Raw genomic sequence first — 20,884 nt, forward strand, 5'->3', positions numbered from 1 at the left:
GATTCGTCCTTGGGTGAAGGTCAGGCGTTCTTCCACTGCGGCGCGCGTTTTTCCAGGAAGGCGCGGGTGCCTTCTCCCTGATCCTGGGTGTCGAACAGCTTGATGAAGCCTTCGCGTTCGTGGATCAGATTGTGCGCCGGCGGCTGCAGCCGCGCGCGTTGCACCAGCTGCTTGCACACCGCTACCGACGACGGCGATTGGCGGTCGACTTTTGCCGCCAGCGAGAGCGCGGCGTCCAGCGCCTGGCCTTTGGCCACCACTTCTTCCACTAGGCCGATGCGCTCGGCGGTGCGCGCGTCGATGCGCTCGCCGCACAGAATCATGCGTTTGGCCCAGCCTTCGCCCACCAGCCAAGGCAGGTTCTGGGTGCCGCCGGCGCAGGGTAGCAGGCCGACGCCGGCTTCCGGCAGCGCCATTTGCGCCTGCTCCTCGGCGATGCGGATGTCGCAGGCCAACGCGCACTCTAGGCCGCCGCCCATCGCATAGCCGTTGACGGCGGCGATGCTGACGCCGCGGAAGGCGGACAAGGCCTCGAAGGCCTCGCCGAACAGCATGGTCATTTCCGTGGCCACCTTTTTGTCGCCGTCGGCGAACAGCTTGAGGTCGGCGCCGGCGGAGAAGAATTTTTCGCCCTGACCGGTGATCACCAGCGCGTAGATGTCGCGGTCCGCGTTCAGGTCCGCCGCCAGTCGTTTCAGCGCGCTTAGGCTGTCGCGGTTCCAGGTGTTGGCCGGCGGGTTGTCTATGGTGACCACGGCGGTGTGGCCGCGTTTTTCCACGTTCAGGTGGGCGTAGTTGTTCATAGCGTTTGCCTTTATGGATTCGGTTTTGATTGAGCTAGGCCGAAAAAGTCCAGCGAAGCGGCTGGGGCAAGACTGCGCAAGGCCGCATATGAGGTACTTTCGGCTTCGCTCAGCGCAGGGTTTCCAGCGCGCCGTCTTGCAGCAGTTTGCGCGCCACGATCATCCGCATGACTTCATTGGTGCCTTCCAGAATCTGGTGCACGCGCAGGTCGCGCACATGGCGTTCCAGGGGAAAGTCCTTCAGATAGCCGTAGCCGCCGAACAGTTGCAGCGCGTTGTTGGCCACATTGAAACTCAAATCCGTGGCCAGCCGCTTTGCCATGGCGCAATAAGCGCTGGCGTCCGGGCTGGCCTGGTCCAGTTTCCATGCCGCCAGGCGCACCATCTGCCGCGCGGCCACCAGCTCGGTCAGCATGTCCGCCAGCCGGAATTGCACGCTTTGCAGCTCGGCCAGCGGCTGGCCGAATTGCTGGCGCTCTTGTACATAGCGCTGGGCGGCGGCCAACGCGGCTTGAGCAGTGCCCACGGCGCAGGTGGCGATGTTGATGCGGCCGCCGTCCAGGCCCTTCATCGCGAAGGCGAAGCCCTGGCCTTCCTCGCCCAGGCGGTTGGCGGCGGGGATTTCCACATTGTCGAAAGTGATGGCGCGGGTGGGCTGGTTGTTCCAGCCCATTTTTTTCTCTTTCTTGCCGTATTGCACGCCGGCCGCGTCCGCCGGCACCACGAAGGCGGACACGCCTTTGGGACCAGGGCCGCCGGTGCGCGCCATCACCACCAGCACCTGGGTGCTGCCGGCGCCGGAGATGAACATCTTGGAGCCGTTGAGCACATAGCTGTTGCCCTTGCGCTCGGCGCGGGTCTTCAGCGCGGCGGCGTCGGAGCCGGCGCCGGGCTCGGTCAGACAGTAGCTGCCCAGCAGCTCGCCGCTGACCATGCGCGGCACCCAGCGCTCGGCCAGCTCCGGGCTGCCGAAGCTGGCTATCATCCAGGCCACCATATTGTGTATGGTCAGATAGGCGGTGGTGGAGGTGCAACCGGCGGCCAGCTCTTCGAAGATGATGGCGGAGTCCAGCCGCGGCAGGCCCAGGCCGCTGTAGGCTTCCGGCGTGTACAGGCCGAGAAAGCCCATTTCGCCGCTGCGGCGGATCACGTCCAGCGGAAAGGTTTCCTCTTCGTCCCATTCGGCGGCGCGCGGCGCGAGCTCGCTGGCGGCGAAGTCGCGGGCGCTGTCCTGAAAGGCGATTTGTTCTTCAGTTAGTGCGAAATCCATGGCGGGCTCCCGGTCAGCGCAGCGAAATGGTGGTGTTGACCTTGCCGCCGCTGGCGGCGTCGTCGAACCAGCGGCTGGTGACGGTTTTGGTCTGGGTGTAGAACAGCACGACTTGCTTGCCGTAAGGGCCGAGGTCGCCCAGCTTGGAGCCGCGCGAACCGGTGAAGCTGAACAGCGGCACCGGAACGGGGATGGGCACGTTGACGCCCACCTGGCCGACGTCGATCTCCTCCTGGAATTTGCGCGCCGCCGCGCCGCTCTGAGTGAATACCGCGGTGCCGTTGCCGTTGGGGTTGGCGTTGACGATGGCGATGGCGTCGTCCAGCGAATCCGCCGCCATCAGGCACAGCACCGGGCCGAAGATTTCCTGGTGGTAGATGCTCATTTCCGGTTTGACGCCGGAGAAGATGGTGGGGCCGACGAAGTTGCCGCGCTCGTAGCCGGCCACCTGGATGTCGCGGCCGTCCAGCTCCAGGCGCGCGCCTTCTTCCACGCCGCGGGCGATCAGGCCGGCCACGCGCTCGCGCGCGGCGCAGGAGATCAGCGGGCCCAGGTCCGGGTTGTCCTTGCCGGCGCCCACGCTCAGGCCGCGCGCCTTGGCCACCAGTTCCGGAATCCACTGTTGGGCCTCGCCCACCAACACAGCCACCGACAGCGCCATGCAACGCTGGCCGGCAGCGCCGAAAGCGGCTCCGGCCAACTGGTTCAGCGCCTGTTCCTTATTGGCGTCCGGCAACACGATGGCGTGGTTCTTGGCGCCCATCATGCATTGGGTGCGCTTGCCGTTGAGGCTGGCGCGATGGTGCACGTGGGTGCCCACCTTGGTGGAGCCGACGAAGGACACCGCCTTGATGTCGCGGTGGTCGCACAGGGCGTTGACCACCTGTTCGCCGCCGTGCACCACATTGAGCACGCCGGGCGGGATGCCGGCTTCCAGCGCCAGCTCCACCAGGCGCATGGTCACCATCGGGTCTTGTTCCGAGGGCTTGAGCACAAAGGTGTTGCCGGTGGCGATGGCCATCGGAAACATCCACAGCGGAATCATCGCCGGGAAGTTGAACGGGGTGATGCCGGCGCAGACGCCCAGCGGCTGCAGCACGGTATAGGTGTCGACGCCGCCGGCGACGTTCTCCGCGTATTCGCCCAGTTGCAGATTGCCGATGGCGGACGCGTGCTCCACCACTTCCAGGCCGCGGAAGATGTCGCCCTCGGCGTCGGCCAGGGTCTTGCCTTGCTCGGCGGTCAGCAGCGCCGCCAGTTCCTTCATGTGCTCGCGGATCAGCTGCTGGTATTTCAGGAAGATGCGCGCGCGCGCGCCGATGGCGGTTTTCTTCCAGCCGGCGAAGGCGGTCTTGGCGGCGCTGACGGCGGCGTCGACTTCGTCCTGGGTGGCCATCGGCACCCGCGCCAGCACTTCCTGAGTGGCCGGGTTGACGATGTCACGCCATTCGGCGCTGCGGGATTCGACGAATTCACCGCCGATCAGCAATTTGATGGTGGGGACTGCCTGGGTCATGGTGCTGCCTCCGTCTGATCTTGAATAAAGCCCGTTGCCGGCGGCGCCGGCTCAGGCGTAGCTGTAAAAGCCCTTGCCGCTCTTGCGGCCCAGGTGGCCGGCCTGCACCAGTTGGGCCAGCAGCGGGCAGGCGCGGTATTTGCTGTCGCGGAATTCGGTGTAGAGGATGTCCATGATGGACAGGCAGGTGTCCAGGCCGATCAGGTCCGCCAAGGCCAGCGGGCCGATGGGGTGGTTCATGCCCAGCTTCATCACGGTGTCGATGTCCTCGGCGCTGGCCAGGTTTTCGTGCAGCGTGAAGGCGGCCTCGTTGATCATCGGCATCAGCACGCGGTTGGAAACGAAGCCGGCGGCGTCCTTGACCGTGACCGGGGTCTTGCCCAGCGCCTGGCTCAATTCGTAGACCAGCCGGTAGGCGGCGTCGCCGGTTTGCAGTGCGCGGATGATCTCCACCAACTGCATCACTGGCACCGGGTTCATGAAGTGCATGCCTACCACGCGTTCCGGCTGGCTGACCCAGCTGGCGATGCGGGTCAGTGAAATCGACGAGGTATTGGACGCCAGCACCGCGTCCGGGCGCACCACGGCGGCCAGTTCGCGGAAGATGCTTTCCTTGACGGCGGCGTTCTCGGTGGCGGCTTCTACTACCAGATCGCGGTCGGCCAGATCGGCCAGGCGGGTGGTGGTTTGGATGCGGGCGAGAATGGCGGGGACGTCGGCCTCGGCCAGCTGATCCTTCTTCACCAGGCGCGCCAGGCTGGAGGCGACGGCGGCCAGGCCCTTGTCCAGCGCGGCTTGGCTGACGTCGGCCAGGCGCACTTCGTAACCGTGGCTGGCGAAGACCTGGGCGATGCCGTTGCCCATGGTGCCGGCGCCCACCACTGCGATTTTGGCTTGCATGTTGTTTCCTCGACTATTTGCTCTATGCTGTATTCAAGATAGCTTGACGTTTACGTTAACGTCAATCAACAATGACAAGCGCAACGGCGAATGTTGCGCGAATGGTCCGGCGGCGCCGGGGAGGCGGGAGAGGAAGATGGCGGAGCAGACCTACAGCATTACCGAATTGGCGCAGGAGTTCGACGTGACCACGCGCACCATCCGCTTTTACGAAGACCAGCAATTGCTGGAGCCGCTGCGGGCGGGGCAGCGCCGCATCTACAGCCGGCGCGACCGGGTGCGGCTGATGCTGATTCTGCGCGGCAAGCGCATCGGCCTGTCCCTGCAGGAAATCCGCGAGCTGTTCGCGCTCTACGACGCGGCCAGCGACGACGCGCCGCAGCTGCATGAATTCATCCGCATCCTGCAACGCAAGGAACAGCAGCTGCTGGAGCAGATGGAAGACATCAAGGTGGTATTGAGCGAAATTTCCCAATTGCGGCATCAGTGCGAGAAAACGCTGGACAAGCGCGGCGCGGATGCCCGGCAATCGACTTGAGGAGTGAGCAATGCAACAGCAAGACATCGTGATCGTGGGCATGGCGCGCACCGCCATGGGCGGCTTCCAGGGCGCTTTGGCGGCCAAGACGGCGGCGGAGCTGGGCGCGGCGGCGATCCAGGCCGCGGTGGAGCGCGCCGGCGTGCCGGCGGCGGACATCGACGAAGCCATCGTCGGTTGCGTGCTGCCGGCCGGCCAGGGCCAGGCGCCGGCGCGTCAGGCGGCGCTGGGCGCGGGCCTGCCGCTGGCGGTGAACTGCACCACGGTCAACAAGATGTGCGGCTCAGGCATGAAGGCGGCGATGCTGGCCCATGATCTCTTGCGCGCCGGCAGCGCGCGGGTGATGGTGGCCGGCGGCATGGAGAGCATGAGCAACGCGCCCTATCTGATGACCAAGGCGCGGGCCGGCCTGCGCCTGGGCCATGGCGAAATCAAGGACCATATGTTCCTGGACGGCCTGGAGGACGCTTACGACAAGGGCAAGCTGATGGGGGTGTTCGCCGAATGGTGCGCGGAGAAGTACGGCTTCAGCCGCGAGGCCCAGGACGCCTTCGCCATCGCCTCGCTGAACCGCGCCCAGACGGCGATCCGCGACGGCCTGTTCCGCGAGGAGATCGCTCCGGTGACGGTGAGCGGCCGCGGCGGCGAGCAGGTGGTGGATACCGACGAGCAGCCCTTGAAGGCCAACGTCGACAAGATTCCGACGCTGAAACCGGCGTTCAAGAAGGACGGCACGGTGACGCCGGCCAACGCCAGCTCCATTTCCGACGGCGCCGCCGCGCTGGTGTTGATGACGGCGGAGGAGGCGGCGCGCCGCGGCCTGCGCCCGCTGGCCCGCATCGTCGGCCACGCCACCCACGCCCAGGAGCCGGGCTGGTTCACCACCGCGCCGGTGGAGGCGATCCGCAAGCTGCTGGCCCGGGCGGGCTGGAGCGCCGGCGACGTCGATCTCTACGAGATCAACGAAGCCTTCGCCGTGGTGACCATGGCGGCGATGCAGGACTTGGGCCTGCCGCACGACAAGGTCAACGTGCATGGCGGCGCCTGCGCGCTGGGCCACCCCATCGGCGCCTCCGGCGCGCGCATCATCATCACCCTGCTATCGGCGCTGCGTCAGCGCGGTGGCAAGCGCGGCGTGGCCAGCTTGTGCATAGGCGGCGGCGAGGCCACGGCGATGGCGCTGGAACTGCTCTGAAACGTAGGCGAGCCGGCATTCGGCTTTGATGAAACGGCCCTGTCGGCTGCCGCGCCGTCAGGGCCGTTTGCCGTGAGGGCAGGTGAGATCGGCAATGGATTTTTTCTTGCTAAACACAGAAGCTATCGCACTTTATTACGTTAGGATAATTGCGTTAGCATGGTTCGATAACCCAACCATAAGAGAATTCTGCGATGAAGCTTACCTTGATCTCGCTGGCTTTTGTCGCCGCCAGCCTGGCGCTGCCGGCAGAAGCGGCCTCCGCCCCGGTGGACGGCCACGCGCTGCCGCCCGGCATTGCCTGGCTGCAGGGCGACGTGCCGGCCGCTTTTGCCAAGGCCAAATCGGAAAACAAGCCGCTGTTCCTGTACTGGGGCGCGGTATGGTGCCCGCCGTGCAACCAGGTCAAGGCCACCATTTTCAACCGACAGGACTTCATCGCCCGCACCCGCCAGTTCGTGCCGGTCTATCTGGACGGTGACAGCCCGGACGCGCAAAAGCTGGGCAGCGAGTTCAAAGTACGCGGCTACCCAACCATGATTCTGTTTCGGCCGGACGGCGCGGAGATCACCCGCCTGCCGGGCGAGGTGGACCCGGAGCGCTATCTGCGCACGCTGGAACTGGGCTTGGCGGCGGCGCGGCCGGTGAAAATCTTGCTGCAGTCGGCCCTGGCCGGCGACGCGTTGGCGGACGGGGACTGGCAATTGCTGGCGGACTATTCCTGGGATACGGACCAGGCGCAGATCGTGCCTGAGAAACAAGTGGCGGCAACTTTGGCGCGGCTGGCGGACAAGGCGCCGGCGCGACCGGCGGGCACCGCCTTGAGGCTGAAGTTGAAAGCGCTAGCCGCCGCGGCCGGCGAGGAGACGCCGGTGACGGACCGCGCGCAAGGGCTGGCCGTCGCGCGCGCCGCCTTGGCTCAGCCGCGCGTCAACGCAGACATCCTGATCAACAGCGCCGCCGACATCGTCAAGGTGCTGAGCGCGGACGAGGCGGAGCGTCAGGCGTTGACGGCGCAATGGGACGCCGCCCTGGACAAACTAGCCGTGGACGCCAGCTTGTCCACCGCGGATCGCCTGGGCGCCTTGTCGTCGCGGCTGGCGCTGGCGCGTTTGAGCCAGCCCAAGGGCGAGCTGCCGCGGTCCTTGCGCGAGGAGGTCAAACAGCGAGTGGCGGCGGCGGACAAGGCCACCGGAAATCCCTACGAACGCCAAGCGGTGATCACCGCCGGCGCGGACCTGCTGACGCAAGCGGGCTGGCTGGACGAGTCCGACGCGCTGCTGAAGGCAGAGTTGGGCCGCTCCCACGCGCCGTATTACCACATGTTGATCCTGGCTTCCAACGCCAAGCAGCGAGGGGACAAGGCCGCGGCGTTGGATTGGTATCGTCAGGCCTATGAAGCCGCCAACGGTCCGGCCACGCGCCTGCAATGGGGCGTCAGCTATCTGAGCGGGGCGATTGAGTTGGCTCCGGGGGACGAGAAACGGATAGAGAGCACCGCCAGCGCCATTTTCAAGGAAGCGGGCGGTACGCCCAGCGCCTTCTACGAGCGCAATCGGCGCTCGCTGGAAAAAGCGGTGAATCGGCTCAAGGCCTGGAGCCGGCAGCAACAGCAGGCGGCGGCGCTGGCGCGGCTGGCCGGACAGCTGGACGAGGTGTGCGGCAAGCTGCCGGCAGGCGATCCGCAAAAGCCTGTTTGCGAGGGCCTGGCGCAGTCCGCTCGCTCTTGAGTCAGCCGGCGACCGGCAGCGCCGACAGCATCACCTTGTCGCGGCCATGATGCTTGGCTTGGTAGAGCATGGCGTCGGCCTCGCAGAACAGGCTTTCCAGTGAGGCGTGGCTGCTGTTCAGGCAGGCCACGCCCAGGCTGGCGGTGAAGCGCAGCCGCGCGCCGGCGTCCGGCAGCGGCAATTCGATGCGGGCGATGGCGGCGCGCAGCCGCTCCGCCACCTGGCCCGCCTGTTCTCGGCCGGTATCCGGCAGCAGAATGCAGAACTCTTCGCCGCCGTGGCGGCCGATCAGGTCCGTCTGCCGCGCTTGTCGGCGCAGACAGTCCGCCAGCGCGGTCAGCGCCTGGTCGCCGGCCAGGTGGCCGTGGCGGTCGTTGATGCTTTTGAAATGGTCCAGATCCAGCACGATCAGCGACAAGGCGCGCCGCTCGCGCTGGGCTAGACGGAACGCGGCTACCGCCTCTTCGTCGAAGCTGCGCCGGTTCAACAAACGGGTCAGGCTGTCGCTACGCGATTGTTGCAACAACTGATCCATCGCCCGTTCGTACACCAGATAGAGCTGGCACACCACCACGCCGTAGCCGGACCACTGCGTCATCAGCAGCAGCAGGTTCTGACGCTGGCCAACCACTTCGATGTCCGGCTGCATGGCGGACAGCGCCAGCGCCAGCCGCGTCAGTTCCAGCAGCAGGGTCAGCACCGCCAGCGCCGAAGCCAGCGACTTGCCGGCGCGCGGCGAATCCTGTTCCGCCTGCCACAATCGCCAGGCGATCAAGCCCCATAGCAGACAAGCGCCCAGCGAGAAGATGGCGTGACGGGCCAGCGCCGAATGCGCGAGGCCGTCGTGGATGAACAGCAGCAGAGGAATGAAGACCAGGGCCAGGCCCAAGGGCAGGCTGTAGTGGCTGGAGTGCTTGTAAAAACGCTCGATGCTGATCAGCACGTGCAGCGCCGCCAACTGGATCAGCAGCTTGGCGCTGATGGAGATCAAGGCGGGGTCCAGCTCCAGCGGCGCCAGGTAGAGCATGCCGGCCGCCGCGTCCAGCAAACCGCCGATGGCGAGCGCCAGCACCGCGGGTTGGCGTTGGCTGCGCTGCCAGAACAGGAAGGTGACCAGGGAGATGACCAGGCTGTAGCCGGCGGTGCAAGCCAGTGTTGTCCGAGGGTCGAGAAAAAATGACATCGTGTTCTATGGGCAAAGAGCGTCCGGCAGGGTATCGGCCAGGCAAGCGCACGACAATAGCAGTCTATTGATATCCATACAATTTCACTCTGAAATAAAACGCCGCCCCATGCCAAGGTATGCGGCGCGTGCGCTACAATTATCTCTTTTGACTGTTGGTCTGCATCATGGACAAGCCGCGGTATCCGATCAGCGAGCGCGAAGTGGAATTCAGCGCGATGCGCGCGCAAGGCGCGGGCGGGCAAAACGTCAACAAAGTGTCGTCGGCGGTGCATCTGCGCTTCGACGTGCGGGCTTCCTCGCTGCCGGAATGGCTGCGGGAGCGGCTGCTGGCCCAGCCGGACCAACGCTTGAACAAGGATGGGGTTCTGGTGATCAAGGCGCAGCAGCACCGCACCCAGGAATTGAACCGCGCAGACGCGCTGCAGCGCCTGCAGGCCTGGGTCGATGCCGCCAGTCACATCCCCAAGGCGCGCCGCGCCACCAAACCCACTTACGGCTCCAAGCAGCGGCGGCTGGCCGGCAAGACGCGGCGTGGCGAGGTCAAGTCCCTACGCGGTAAAGTCGATCTATAGCCGGCCCAATTGCTTCGGCGGAATCCCTGGAATGTATTAGTGTTAATGCTGTGGGCATTAACGCTGAGGCAAGGGGGCCGCGATGCAAGGCTTGACGATTAGGGCGCAGCTGCAGCTGCTGGCTTTCGGCGTAGTGGTGTCCTGTCTGCTGATCGGCGCGGTTGGCTACCAAAGCACGGCGCATCTGGTGCGCAGCATCAACGAGTTGCTGGACAGCCAGGGCGCGGTGCGGCGGCAGATGGATGCCGACATGATGCACGACGCGGTGCACGGCGACGTTCTGGCGCTGATGTTGGCGCAGAAAAACGGCGATCGGGCCGCGCTGAACGAAATCCGCAAGGACGTGGACGAGCACAGCAAGCGCTTTCTCGGCGCGATGAAGGAAAACCAGGACAAGATCAGCGATCCCGAAGCCCGTTCCTTGCTGCAGCAGATACTGCCGGTGGTGGAACGCTATACCGGAGCGGCCGCCGCCATCGTAGCCGCCGGCTTTGACCAGCCGGCGCAGGCCACGGCCAAGTTGAAGGACTTCCAGCAGGACTTTGCGCTGCTGGAGGACAAGATGGAAAAACTGGCCGACGCCATCGACAGCGGTTCGCGGCGGCAGAACGACAGCACGGTGGCGCAGGTTGGCGTGGCTGCCGTGATCATCATTGTGGCGGCGCTGGTTGCGGCTTTGCTGATGGCCCTGCTGTGCTGGTGGGTGGCGCGATCGGTGCTGCCGCCCATCGAGCGTTTCAAGGACACGGCGCAACGCATCGAACGCAGCGGCGACTTGTCCATCCGCGCTCAAGTGGGACGGCGCAATGAGCTGGGCGCGGCCATCGGCGAATTCAACACCCTGATGGACACTCTGCAGGGCATTGTGGGCAAAGTGGGCCAGACTTCGGGCGCGCTTGGGGGTTCGGTCGACGAGATCGCCCAACTCACCCAAAACGTGGAACAGGCTAGCCGGCTGCAAACCGATTCGGCGCAGTCCATGGCCGGCGCCATTCAACAACTGGCCGACCATCTGGCCAGCGTGGCCGAGCACGCCGACAGCACTTTGCGCATCGCCGGCGAAGTGGGGCAATGCTCGAGCGAAGGCAGCAAGGCGGTGCAGCAGACCGTGGGCAATATCGGCAACCTGGCCCAAACCATTCATCACAGCGCCAACAGCGTGCAACTGCTGGAAGGCGACATCCGCAAGATAGGCGGCATGGTGGATTCAATCCGCAGCATCGCCGATCAGACCAATCTTTTGGCCTTGAACGCGGCCATCGAAGCCGCGCGCGCAGGCGAATCCGGCCGCGGTTTCGCCGTGGTGGCGGACGAGGTGCGCGCGCTGGCGGAACGCACCGCGCAGGCGACGGCGGACATCGTCAACGTCATTTCCCAGTTGCAGGCCACCTCGGAGCAAGTGGTCAGCGGCATGGAAAACGGCGTGGGCCAGGTGGAGCAGGGCGTGGAACTGGTGAAGCAGCTGGGCGGCATGGTGGACCAGATCGGCCGCCAGGCCGGCGTGGCGGAGGAGCGCATCCGCAATATCTCTCGGCTGCTGGACAATCAGAAGGCGGCCGGCGCGCAAATTCTGGCCAACGTCGACGAAGTGACCCAGCACGCCGGCACCACCAGCCGTTCGGTTGAGCTGGTGCAAGACGAGTTGGTGCAACTGCGCGGTCATTTCGGCGAGCTGAGCGAATCCATCCGCCATATGCGGGTGTGAGCGGTTTGGCCGCCGCCGCCTGCGCGGGTAGAATGCGCAGTTTTCGACACGCGGAAGCGATGTGAGGATACGGCCATGGCCAAGAAGCAAAAACAAGACGAGTTGGACGAGGAAACCCGCGCGCTGCTGGAGTGGTGCGCCGAGGTGGAAACTCACCTGGTGGCGGCCGGCGCCACCGTGGCGGAGGCGCAGGAGCATATCGAGGAACAGGCGGAGTGGTACACCGATCAGTACTACGACGGCCTGAGCCCGGAAGAGGCGGCGCGGGCGGCGCTGAAATGAGTAGACGCATCGCCGTCATCGACTTTGAAACCAACGGCGCGTCTCCGGGGCGCGATTGCCGCGCCACCGAAATCGGCGTGGCGCTGCTGGAGGACGGCCGCATCGTCGGCCGCTATCAAAGCCTGATCAACGCCGGCGTGTGGATTCCGCCGATGATCGAGCGCCTGACAGGCATCAGCAACGCGATGTTGCGCGACGCGCCGCCGTCGGCGGTGGCGATGGCCGAAGCGGCTCGCTTCGTCGGCGACACGCCGCTGGCCGCTCACAACGCCAGCTTCGACCGCAAGTTTTGGGATTACGAGCTGGCCCAATTGGGCCTGGGGCGCAAGCAGGACTTCGCCTGCACCCTGTTGTTGTCGCGCCGGGTGCTGCCGCAGGCGCCGGACCACAAGCTGGGCACTTTGGCGCGCTGGCTGAGCTTGCCGGACACCGGCCGCGCCCACCGGGCGCTGGCCGACGCGGAAATGGCCGCGCAACTGTTGTGCCATTTGCAGGGCGAGCTCAGCCGCCGTTACGGCGCGCGGCTGGCCGATCACGGCCAGTTGTGCGGCATGCAGAAGATCAGCGCGGCCAAGATAAGTCAGTATCTGCAAGCCCAGGCCGGCTGAGCCGCTGTCGCGCGTCGCGAGACGCGGTGGAAGTCTCATCCGCCTTCGCCGGGCGCGCCGACGCCAAACGCGGGCCTGGCCGAGAACCAGTCCAGCGCCCGTTCGCGCAGTGCGGCGACGGCCGGCGTCTCCGCCCGCTCGCGCAGGCAGGCCAGCACGATGCGTTGCTCCGGCAGCGGCTCGGCGATGGGCCGCAGCGTCAGCGGCCGGCCGTCGTAGCTGTGGTCGCCGCTGGGCCGGGTGTAAGCGATGGCCACGCCCAGACCGTGGGCCACCATGCCGCGCTGTAGTTCAAAACTGCGGACCGATTCCAGCCGCGCCGGTCGCAACCCGTGCATGCGCAGCAAGTCCAGAAAATGCGGGCCGCTGTGCGCTTGTTCGGTCAGCAGCAGCGGCCATTCGCACAACTCCTTCAACCTTACCCGCTCTGTCCGCGCCAGCGGATGATCGACCGCCAGCAGCGCGTGAGGCGCCAGCGTGCGTAGTTCGGTCAAGGTCAGCGTGGGCGGCAGCGCCAGATCATAGCTGATGGCGGCGTCCAGCCCGCCCTGAAGCAGCTGCGGGCCGATCAGGTCGAACCCGCATTCGCGCACCTCCACGCGTAGAGACGGATGACGTTCGCGCAGCGCGCGCAACACAGGCGGCAAGCAGTAGGGCGCCAAGTCCTCAAAGCAGCCCAGCGCCAACTCCCCGGCTAGCGCGTCCGCGCCGTCGGCCAGCCCCTCCAGCGCCATTGCGGCTTCCACGGTCCGCCGCGCTTGCGTTAAGGCCTGCCTGCCAAACGGCGTCGTCGCCATTCCGGCGCCGCGGGTGCGGACAAACAGCGCCTGGCCCAAGATGTTTTCCAGCTCGCCTACGGCGGCGGACACAGCCGGCTGAGACACGTTCAGCCGTTCGGCCGCCGTGCTGATGCCGCCGTGACGGGCCACGGCCAGCGCGTAGCGCAATTGGCGCAGGGTCAACTTCATCGTTTTTTCCGAGGAGGATAATCGAAACATATTATTTTATTTTGGCATGGATTTGCGGCGATAGTGAGGACAGCCGCCCGCAGTGGCGGCGTCCACCCGCATCAATCAAGAGGAGAACGTCATGCTTGCCTGCCCCGAGATTTCCGCCGCCGACGTCGCCGCCTTCCAGCGCGATGGCGCAGTCTGCCTGCGCGGCCTGTTCCGCGACTGGGTGGACGTCATCGCCGCCGGCATCGAGCGCAATCTGCGCGCGCCCGGCCCCTACGCCGGCAATGTGGTGGCGGCGGGCGAGCCGGGCTCCTTCTTCGAGGATTATTGCAATTGGCGGCAGATTCCCGAATTCGAAGCGGTGGTGAGGGAGTCGCCGTCCGCGGCCTGCGCCGCTGCCTTGATGCGTTCGGCCAGCGCGCAATTCTTCCACGAGCATGTGCTGGTCAAGGAGCCCGGTACTCACAAGCCCACGCCCTGGCATCAGGATATCCCGTATTACTTCGTCGACGGCGAACAGACCGTCAGTTTCTGGATTCCGGTGGACCCGGTGGATGAGGCGACGCTGCGCCTGATCGCCGGTTCGCACCGCTGGGAGGAATGGGTGCGGCCGCTGCGCTGGAAAGATGAATCCAGTTTTTATCAAGGCGACGCGCGCCGATATCGAGACGCGCCGGACCCGGATCGCGAGCCGGGCATGGAGGTGTTGGAATGGGCTTTGGAGCCGGGCGACGCAGTAGTTTTCGACTTCCGGACTGTGCACGGCGCGCGGAGCAATCCCGGCGGAGGTAGGCGGCGCGCCTTGTCCTTGCGTTGGCTGGGCGACGACGCGCGCTATGCCGAGCGTCCGGGGCGCACCTCGCCGCCGTATCCGGAGCACGGTATGAGGCCGGGCCAGCGCCTGCGCGAGGATTGGTTTCCGGTGCTGTGGCCGGCGGCCTGAGCAAGAAGCTGTTGAATGCCAAACGGCCCGCCATGGCGGGCCGTTTGGCTCAGGCGTCCAGCCCCTGCTGGGCCAGCGCCGCGGCGCGTAGCACTGCGCGCGCCTTGTTCTGGGTTTCCTGCCATTCCATTTCCGGCGAGGAATCGGCGACGATGCCGGCGCCGGCCTGCACGTAGAGCATGCGATTTTTCAACACCGCGGTGCGGATGGCGATGCACAGGTCCATGTCGCCGTTGAAGCCGAGATAGCCGACCGCGCCGCCGTAGATGCCGCGCTTGCTGGGTTCGAACTGGTCGATGATCTCCATCGCCCTCACCTTGGGCGCGCCGGACAGGGTGCCGGCCGGAAAAGTGGCCTTGAGCACGTCGATGTTCGACACCTCGGGGCCGACCTTGCCCTCCACGCTGGACACGATGTGCATCACATGGGAATAGCGTTCGATGGCCATATTGTCGGTGACGCGCACGCTGCCGGTGGCGGCGACGCGGCCCACGTCGTTGCGGCCCAGGTCCATCAGCATCACGTGTTCGGCGATTTCCTTGGGGTCGGCCAGCAACTCGGCGGCCAGCGCCTCGTCCTGCTCGCGGGTTTGGCCGCGCGGGCGGGTGCCGGCGATAGGACGCACGGTGACGGTGTCTTGCTCGCGGCGCACCAGAATTTCCGGCGAGGCGCCCACCACGTGGAAGTCGTCGAAGTGATAGAGGAACATATAGGGCGAGGGGTTCAGGCTGCGCAGGGCGCGGTAGAGGCTGAGCGGGGTCTCTGCGAACGGCATTTGCATGCGTTGCGACAGCACCACCTGCATGATGTCGCCGTCGTGGATATAGCGCTTGCAGGCGGATACCGCGTCTTTGAAGGCCTGTTCGCCGTACTCGGACGCCGATTGCGTGCTTTGGGCAGGCAAGGACAAGGGCGCTTCCAGCGGCTCGCGCAGGCGGGCGCGCAGTTGCGCCAGCCGCGCTTCGGCTTTGAGCAGGGCGTTGGGCACTTCCGGATCGGCGTAGACGATCAGATAAAGCTTGCCGGACAGGTTGTCCACCACGGCCAATTCCTCGGACACCATCAGCAGCATGTCCGGCGTGCCTATGGTGTCGGGCTTGCTGGTTTCGGACAGCCGCTTTTCGATGTGGCGGATGGTGTCGTAGCCGAAATAGCCCACCAGGCCGCCGGTGAAGCGGGGCAAGCCGGGTTGAGACGGAGTGTGGAAGCGTTGTTGAAAGGCTTCGATGAAGGCAAGCGGGTCGCCGCTGTGGCGCTCGATGACTTTGTCGCCGTATTCCACCTGTACCTGCTGGCCGTTGACTCGCAGCCGGGTGGTGGACGGCAGGCCGATGAAGGAGTAGCGGCCAAAGCGTTCGCCGCCGACAACGGACTCCAGCAGATAGGAATAGGGCTGGTTGGCCAGTTTCAGGTAGACCGACATCGGGGTGTCGAGGTCGGCGAACAACTCCAGACTGACCGGGATGCGGTTGTAGCCGGCGGTGGCGAGGCGGTTGAATTCTTCATGAGTCATGGCGGGTCCTGCGCTTTTGTGGTCGTGGTGAGGTCGAATGCGGCTTGTTAAACAGGCATTGAGCGACGCCATCGGCATCCAAGCCGGTATCCTTGCTGGTTCATGAATTTGTCATCCGTAAAAGAAGTTATCAGCTGATCAGCTATTCTTCATCAAATCGTATAGTTCGGCAATATTAGCCACGACCAAGTCGGCGCCCAGGCTCGCCGCGTCGGCGTAGCCATAGCTGACGGCGATGGCGGCGCAGCCGGCATTGCGAGCGGCCAGCACATCGTTGGCGGAGTCGCCCACCATCGCCATCTGTTCCGGGGCGATGCCCAGCACCTGGCAGACATGTTGCAGCGGCAGCGCCGACGGTTTCTTTTCCGCCAGGGTGTCGCCGCCGATGAGCAGGCTGAAGTGGTCGCGCAGGCCCAGTTGCTCCAATAACGGCAGCGCCAGCCGTTCGGACTTGTTGGTGATGACCGCCAGCGGCAGTTGCAGCGCGCGCAACAGGCCCAAGCCCTCGCTAACGCCGGGGTAGATAGTGGTGTGGTCGCTCAGGTGTTCGCGGTAGTACTGGATGAAGAAGACGTAGCCGCGCTCCCACAGCGCCGGATCGGCCTGACCGTCGCGTTCATTGGTCAGCGCGCGGTGTACCAGGCTGGCGATGCCGTCGCCGACATGCTCCTGAATGCGCAGGGCCGGCAGCGGCGGCAGGTCCAGGTGTTCGCGCATGGCGTTGGCGGCGGCGGCCAGATCGGGGATGGAATCAACCAGGGTGCCGTCCAGATCGAAGGCGACGGCTTTGATGTGTTTCAGGTTCATAGGCGTTTCAGTGCGGCGGCCTTGGCCGCCGCCGGTTTGGTTTAGTTTAAGGCGGGCTTGCCGTGTCGCGCCTTGCTACGCGCGGCAGGTTTTGAACCGCTTCTCAGAACGTGTTTACGATCTTGCGAGCTAAGGCGAGACAAGGCGAAAACGGTTGAAGAAGCGGAATGTACAGGTGGTACATGAGCATTCTGAAAGCGTTTTCAACGCCGTATCGCCGACGCGCAGCAGATCGTAAACAGGTTCTCAGCCCAGGTTGCGGATGTCCACCACGGCTTGTAGGCCAAAGGCCGGCGACAGCAGGTGATCGACGATGCGGCGCGCGGCGGCGGCCGGGGTGCTCAGTTCGCCGTCCATTTTCAGCGCGTCGAAACGCGCTTTTTGCGGAAACTGTTCGGCGTCGCTGCCGCGTATGCTGGCCTGCATGTCGGTGTCGACCACGCCGGGATAGAGCGAGACGATTTGCGCGGCCTTGTCCTGGCCGGCCTGTTCCGCGGCCACGCTGCGGCTGAAGTGGTCCAGCCCGGCCTTGGTGGTGCAGTACACGCTCCAGCCCGGATAGGGCTTGGCGGCGGCGCCGGAGGAAATGTTGAGGATGCGGCGACGGGCTTTGAAGCCGGCGCTGGCGCGCAGCAGCGCGTCGGTGGCCAGCATCGGCGCCGCCAGATTGATCGCCAAGGCGCGGACCACGTCCTCGGCCGGGTAATGGCCGGCCTGGGCAATGGGAGTGACCACGCCGGCGTTGTTGATCAGGTTGAGGCTGGCGCAATCGGCCGGCTTCAATTGTTCCACCGCGGCGACGATGGCCGGGGCCACCGCGGCGGCGTCGGAGAGGTCGACGTCTAGGGCGATCAGGCGTTCCGGATAGCGGCGCGCCAGCGGGGCCAGCGTGTCCACGGCGCCGCGCGCCAGGCCGGCGACGCGGTAGCCGTCGGCAAGCAGGGCTTCGGTCAGCGCCAGGCCGAGGCCGCGGGAGGCGCCGGTCACGATGAAGGCATGCATATTCTGTGCTCCTGGGAAGAGGGCCGGCTTCAGCGGAGCTGGGCCAGCTCGGCGCGCATCGCGTCGATCACGGTTTTATAGTTGGCCTGGCCGTAGATGGCGGAGCCGGCGACGAAGGTGTCGGCGCCAGCCTCGGCCACCGCGCGGATATTGTCGGCCTTGATGCCGCCGTCCACTTCCAGCCAGATTTCGCCGCCATGCTTGGCGGTGTATTCATCGATGCGGCGGCGCGCCTCGCGCACCTTGTCCAGCGCGTGCGGGATGAACTTTTGGCCGCCGAAGCCCGGGTTCACCGACATGATCAGCACCATGTCTATTTTGTCCATCACGTGATCCAGGTAGGACAGCGAGGTGGCGGGGTTGAACACCAGGCCGGCCTTGCAGCCAGCATCCTTGATCAGGCCCAACGTGCGGTCCACGTGCTCGGAGGCTTCCGGGTGGAAAGTGATGATGTCAGCGCCGGCTTTGGCGAAGGCGGCGGCCAGGCTGTCCACCGGCTTCACCATCAGATGGACGTCGATGGGCGCGGCGCTGTGCGGGCGGATGGCTTCGCACACCATGGGCCCTATGGTCAGGTTGGGCACATAGTGATTGTCCATCACATCAAAATGGATGATGTCTGCGCCGGCGGCGATGACATCGCGAACCTCTTGACCAAGACAGGAAAAATCGGCGGAAAGAATGCTGGGAGCGATACGGAAAGTGCGCATAGGGCGTTGCTTTGGGCAAGGATGAACACGGGATGGCCACATTCTACCGCGCCAAAAGCGTCCCGGCGGGATAAAATGAAGCACAAACAACAAAAGGAGCGCTGAACATGGCGGAAAAAACCTACCGTGTCGAAGTGGAAGCCGAACCGCATTACATCGAAGAACAGTCCAATATGGCCAACGACATCTATGTGTTCGGCTATCGCATCCGCATCACCAACACCGGCAGCGAGCCGGCGCAACTGGTCAGCCGCCACTGGATCATCGCCGACGCCAACGAGCAGGTGCAGGAAGTACGGGGCATGGGCGTGGTGGGCGAGCAGCCGCGCATCGAGCCGGGGCAGTCTTTCGACTATTCCAGCGCCACCCATCTGAAAACGCCCTATGGCTCAATGAAGGGCAGCTATCAGTTCCTGGCCGACGACGGCAAGCGTTTCGAGGCGGAAATCCCCGAGATGAATCTGGTGGCGCCGCGCGTGCTGCATTGATGGCCCCTTCAATGTCCGTTGCGCGTTGGCGAGGCGGCGTTGAAACCGGCTCCGGCATGCTCATGCGTTGCTTGACCATGCCGTTTCCGTCAGCCGTGTTCCATGCCGCTAGCCTTTGAACAGACTCCGGGACTTCACAAAGCCGGCGGCGTTATTTTTCCCTTGGCCAGGTCCACCATACGATGAAGGTGGCCAATCCGCCGGCAATCGCCGCTTCCAGCAATAATATCCACATGTCCGCGCCCCCTGGCGAGCGTTGATGATGTTTGCAAAACAGCTCAACTCTCACTTTGGAACAGCTTGACGCAACAGGCAATCCCGAATATGCGTTTTACCCATTCCGGCCCGGCTCCGGCCCGTCGCAACGATGTCGCCACCCTCAAGACGCTTGTGCCCTATTTATGGGTGTTCAAGTGGCGGGTGCTGCTGGCGCTGTCCTGTATGGTGCTGGCCAAGGTGGCTGCGGTCAGCGTGCCCTTGTACCTGAAGGACATCGTCGATCAACTCTCGGTGCCGGCCACCCTCTTGGCCTTGCCGGTGCTGGCGCTGGCCGGCTACGGCTGCGCCCGCTTACTGTCAAGCGTGCTGGGCGAACTGCGCGACGCGGTGTTCGCGCGGGTGATCCAGGGCGCGGTGCGCAGCGTGGCCGGCGGCGTGTTCCAGCACCTGCTGCGGCTGTCGCTGCGCTTTCACCTGGAGCGCCAGACGGGGGGCATGAGCCGCGACATCGAACGCGGCACCAAGGGCATAGGCTTTTTGCTCAACTTCACCGTGTTCAACATCCTGCCCACGCTGCTGGAAATCGGCATGGTCACCGCCATCCTGCTGCACCGTTACGCCTGGCCGTTTGCGTTGGTGACCTTCGGCACCATCGCCGTCTACATCGCGTTCACCCTGGTGGTGACAGAGTGGCGCACCGTTTACCGCCGCAGCATGAACGATCTGGATTCCAAGGCCAACGCCAAGGCAATCGACGCGCTGCTGAATTACGAGACGGTGAAATACTTCAACAACGAAGGCTATGAGGCGGAGCGCTACGACAAGAACCTGGCGGCCTGGGAGGCTTCGGCGATCAAGAACCAGGTGTCGCTGTCCATGCTCAACGCCGGTCAGGGGCTGATCATCGCCAGCGGCGTCACTTTGATCATGGTGTTGTCCGCGCGGGAGGTAGTGGCCGGGCGGATGACGGTGGGCGACGTGGTGCTGGTGGCCACTTTCATTACCCAGTTGTACGCGCCCTTGAACTTCCTGGGCTTTGTCTATCGCGAGATCAAGCATTCGTTGGCCGATATCGAGCGCATGTTTGTGCTGCTGGGCGCCAACGAGGAGGTGGCGGACGCGCCGGAGGCCGCGGTCTTGGCCGCGCCGGCGGCCGCGGTGAGCTTTGAACAGGTGGGCTTCGCTTATGAAAGCAAGCGGCGGATTCTGAACGAGGTCAGCTTCGATATTCCGGCCGGCAAGACGCTGGCGGTGGTCGGCGCCAGCGGCGCGGGCAAGTCGACGCTGTCGCGCTTGCTGTTCCGCTATTACGATGTTGGACAGGGGCGGATTCTGGTCAACGGCCGCGACATACGCGAACTGACTCAGGACAGCCTGCGCGCCCATATCGGCATCGTGCCGCAGGACACCGTGCTGTTCAACGACACGGTGTATTACAACATCGCTTACGGCCGGCCGGGAGCCCGCCGCGAGGAGGTGATAGAGGCGGCCAAATCCGCGCACATCCACGATTTTGTCAGTGGCCTGCCGGACGGTTACGACACCATGGTGGGCGAGCGAGGCCTCAAGCTGTCCGGCGGAGAAAAGCAAAGAGTGGCGATTGCGCGCACCATTCTGAAAAATCCGCCCATTCTGATTTTCGACGAGGCCACCAGTGCGCTGGACTCCAGAACCGAGAAGGCGATCCAGCGCGAGCTGGCGGAGATCTCCGCCAACCGCACCACCTTGATCATCGCCCACCGGTTGTCCACCATTGTCGACGCCGACCAGATCCTGGTGATGGAGGCCGGGCGCGTATTGGAGCAGGGCGCGCACCGGGAACTGTTGGAGCGCGGCGGCCGCTACGCTGAGATGTGGCGCTTGCAGCAGACCGAGCAGCCGGCGGCCGACGAGGCCTGAGAATCTGTTCAGAGTTTGCCGCGTGCCGGTGGTGGGGTCTTG

The 20,884-nt window shown here is 65.0% G+C and carries 20 protein-coding genes; 10 read left to right on the forward strand and 10 right to left on the reverse strand.

The window, feature by feature from the left end; all coding sequences use genetic code 11:
• Window positions 1-20: 20 nt before the first annotated feature.
• The 4 genes from HA052_RS03175 to HA052_RS03190 form a co-directional block, all read right to left on the reverse strand.
• A complete protein-coding gene (locus tag HA052_RS03175; RefSeq protein WP_166450732.1) occupies window positions 21-803 on the reverse strand; it encodes an enoyl-CoA hydratase in 783 nt (260 codons plus the stop codon).
• A gap of 109 nt (window positions 804-912) precedes the next feature.
• The gene (locus HA052_RS03180; RefSeq protein ID WP_166450733.1) at window positions 913-2,073 is read right to left on the reverse strand and encodes an acyl-CoA dehydrogenase family protein; all 1,161 of its coding nucleotides are present in this window, start codon (window positions 2,071-2,073) and stop codon (window positions 913-915) included.
• Between the two features lie 13 nt (window positions 2,074-2,086).
• The gene (locus HA052_RS03185) at window positions 2,087-3,589 is read right to left on the reverse strand and encodes a CoA-acylating methylmalonate-semialdehyde dehydrogenase (RefSeq protein ID WP_166450734.1); all 1,503 of its coding nucleotides are present in this window, start codon (window positions 3,587-3,589) and stop codon (window positions 2,087-2,089) included.
• A 51-nt stretch (window positions 3,590-3,640) separates the two neighbouring features.
• Window positions 3,641-4,489, reverse strand: coding sequence for a 3-hydroxybutyryl-CoA dehydrogenase (locus HA052_RS03190; protein ID WP_166450735.1), 849 nt, complete (start codon window positions 4,487-4,489; stop codon window positions 3,641-3,643).
• A 136-nt stretch (window positions 4,490-4,625) separates the two neighbouring features.
• Between HA052_RS03190 and HA052_RS03195 the strand changes: the two genes are divergently transcribed.
• The 3 genes from HA052_RS03195 (at window position 4,626) to HA052_RS03205 (ending at window position 7,952) form a co-directional block, all read left to right on the forward strand.
• On the forward strand, window positions 4,626-5,027 hold the full coding sequence (locus HA052_RS03195; protein ID WP_019101375.1) for a MerR family transcriptional regulator: 402 nt from the start codon (window positions 4,626-4,628) through the stop codon (window positions 5,025-5,027).
• Between the two features lie 10 nt (window positions 5,028-5,037).
• Window positions 5,038-6,222 (forward strand): acetyl-CoA C-acetyltransferase, encoded by a 1,185-nt coding sequence (locus tag HA052_RS03200; RefSeq protein WP_166450736.1) that lies wholly within the window; start codon window positions 5,038-5,040, stop codon window positions 6,220-6,222.
• 194 nt (window positions 6,223-6,416) lie between these two features.
• A complete protein-coding gene (locus HA052_RS03205; RefSeq protein WP_166450737.1) occupies window positions 6,417-7,952 on the forward strand; it encodes a thioredoxin family protein in 1,536 nt (511 codons plus the stop codon).
• 1 nt (window position 7,953) lies between these two features.
• Here the strand turns inward: HA052_RS03205 and HA052_RS03210 are convergent, their stop codons facing one another.
• A complete protein-coding gene (locus tag HA052_RS03210) occupies window positions 7,954-9,135 on the reverse strand; it encodes a GGDEF domain-containing protein (protein ID WP_081544747.1) in 1,182 nt (393 codons plus the stop codon).
• Window positions 9,136-9,302: 167 nt separating this feature from the next.
• On the opposite strand from HA052_RS03210, the gene arfB reads away from it, so the two are divergent.
• The 4 genes from arfB (at window position 9,303) to HA052_RS03230 (ending at window position 12,305) form a co-directional block, all read left to right on the forward strand.
• Entirely contained in the window at window positions 9,303-9,710 is a 408-nt protein-coding gene (gene arfB / locus HA052_RS03215) for an alternative ribosome rescue aminoacyl-tRNA hydrolase ArfB (RefSeq protein ID WP_081544746.1), read from the forward strand.
• A gap of 82 nt (window positions 9,711-9,792) precedes the next feature.
• Window positions 9,793-11,415, forward strand: a complete 1,623-nt coding sequence (locus HA052_RS03220; RefSeq protein ID WP_166450738.1) for a methyl-accepting chemotaxis protein — start codon at window positions 9,793-9,795, stop codon at window positions 11,413-11,415.
• Window positions 11,416-11,490: 75 nt separating this feature from the next.
• Window positions 11,491-11,697 (forward strand): hypothetical protein, encoded by a 207-nt coding sequence (locus HA052_RS03225; RefSeq protein WP_019101381.1) that lies wholly within the window; start codon window positions 11,491-11,493, stop codon window positions 11,695-11,697.
• Window positions 11,694-12,305 carry a 3'-5' exonuclease gene (locus HA052_RS03230; RefSeq protein ID WP_166450739.1) on the forward strand — a complete coding sequence of 204 codons (612 nt, stop codon included), beginning with the start codon at window positions 11,694-11,696 and terminating at the stop codon, window positions 12,303-12,305. The genes HA052_RS03225 and HA052_RS03230 overlap by 4 nt, the downstream gene beginning before the upstream one ends.
• A 35-nt stretch (window positions 12,306-12,340) precedes the next feature.
• Here HA052_RS03230 and HA052_RS03235 read toward each other — a convergent pair whose 3' ends face one another.
• Window positions 12,341-13,273 (reverse strand): LysR family transcriptional regulator, encoded by a 933-nt coding sequence (locus tag HA052_RS03235; RefSeq protein WP_166450740.1) that lies wholly within the window; start codon window positions 13,271-13,273, stop codon window positions 12,341-12,343.
• 121 nt (window positions 13,274-13,394) lie between these two features.
• Here HA052_RS03235 and HA052_RS03240 point away from each other — a divergent pair, with 121 nt between their 5' ends.
• A complete protein-coding gene (locus tag HA052_RS03240; protein ID WP_166450741.1) occupies window positions 13,395-14,204 on the forward strand; it encodes a phytanoyl-CoA dioxygenase family protein in 810 nt (269 codons plus the stop codon).
• A 49-nt stretch (window positions 14,205-14,253) separates the two neighbouring features.
• Here HA052_RS03240 and trpE read toward each other — a convergent pair whose 3' ends face one another.
• From trpE to rpe, 4 genes are all read right to left on the reverse strand, one after another.
• Complete coding sequence (gene trpE, locus HA052_RS03245; protein ID WP_166450742.1) at window positions 14,254-15,717, reverse strand: anthranilate synthase component I; 1,464 nt, start codon at window positions 15,715-15,717, stop codon at window positions 14,254-14,256.
• Window positions 15,718-15,855: 138 nt separating this feature from the next.
• Entirely contained in the window at window positions 15,856-16,524 is a 669-nt protein-coding gene (locus HA052_RS03250; protein ID WP_166450743.1) for a phosphoglycolate phosphatase, read from the reverse strand.
• 246 nt (window positions 16,525-16,770) lie between these two features.
• Entirely contained in the window at window positions 16,771-17,526 is a 756-nt protein-coding gene (locus HA052_RS03255) for an SDR family oxidoreductase (RefSeq protein WP_166450744.1), read from the reverse strand.
• A gap of 29 nt (window positions 17,527-17,555) precedes the next feature.
• Complete coding sequence (gene rpe, locus HA052_RS03260) at window positions 17,556-18,236, reverse strand: ribulose-phosphate 3-epimerase (RefSeq protein ID WP_166450745.1); 681 nt, start codon at window positions 18,234-18,236, stop codon at window positions 17,556-17,558.
• Window positions 18,237-18,343: 107 nt separating this feature from the next.
• On the opposite strand from rpe, the gene apaG reads away from it, so the two are divergent.
• Window positions 18,344-18,724 (forward strand): Co2+/Mg2+ efflux facilitator ApaG/CorD, encoded by a 381-nt coding sequence (gene apaG, locus HA052_RS03265; RefSeq protein ID WP_019101389.1) that lies wholly within the window; start codon window positions 18,344-18,346, stop codon window positions 18,722-18,724.
• A 324-nt stretch (window positions 18,725-19,048) separates the two neighbouring features.
• On the forward strand, window positions 19,049-20,842 hold the full coding sequence (locus HA052_RS03270) for an ABCB family ABC transporter ATP-binding protein/permease (RefSeq protein ID WP_166450746.1): 1,794 nt from the start codon (window positions 19,049-19,051) through the stop codon (window positions 20,840-20,842).
• The last annotated feature ends 42 nt before the right edge of the window (window positions 20,843-20,884 follow it).

Source organism: Chromobacterium fluminis, assembly GCF_011602385.1.
Lineage (GTDB): Bacteria > Pseudomonadota > Gammaproteobacteria > Burkholderiales > Chromobacteriaceae > Chromobacterium > Chromobacterium fluminis.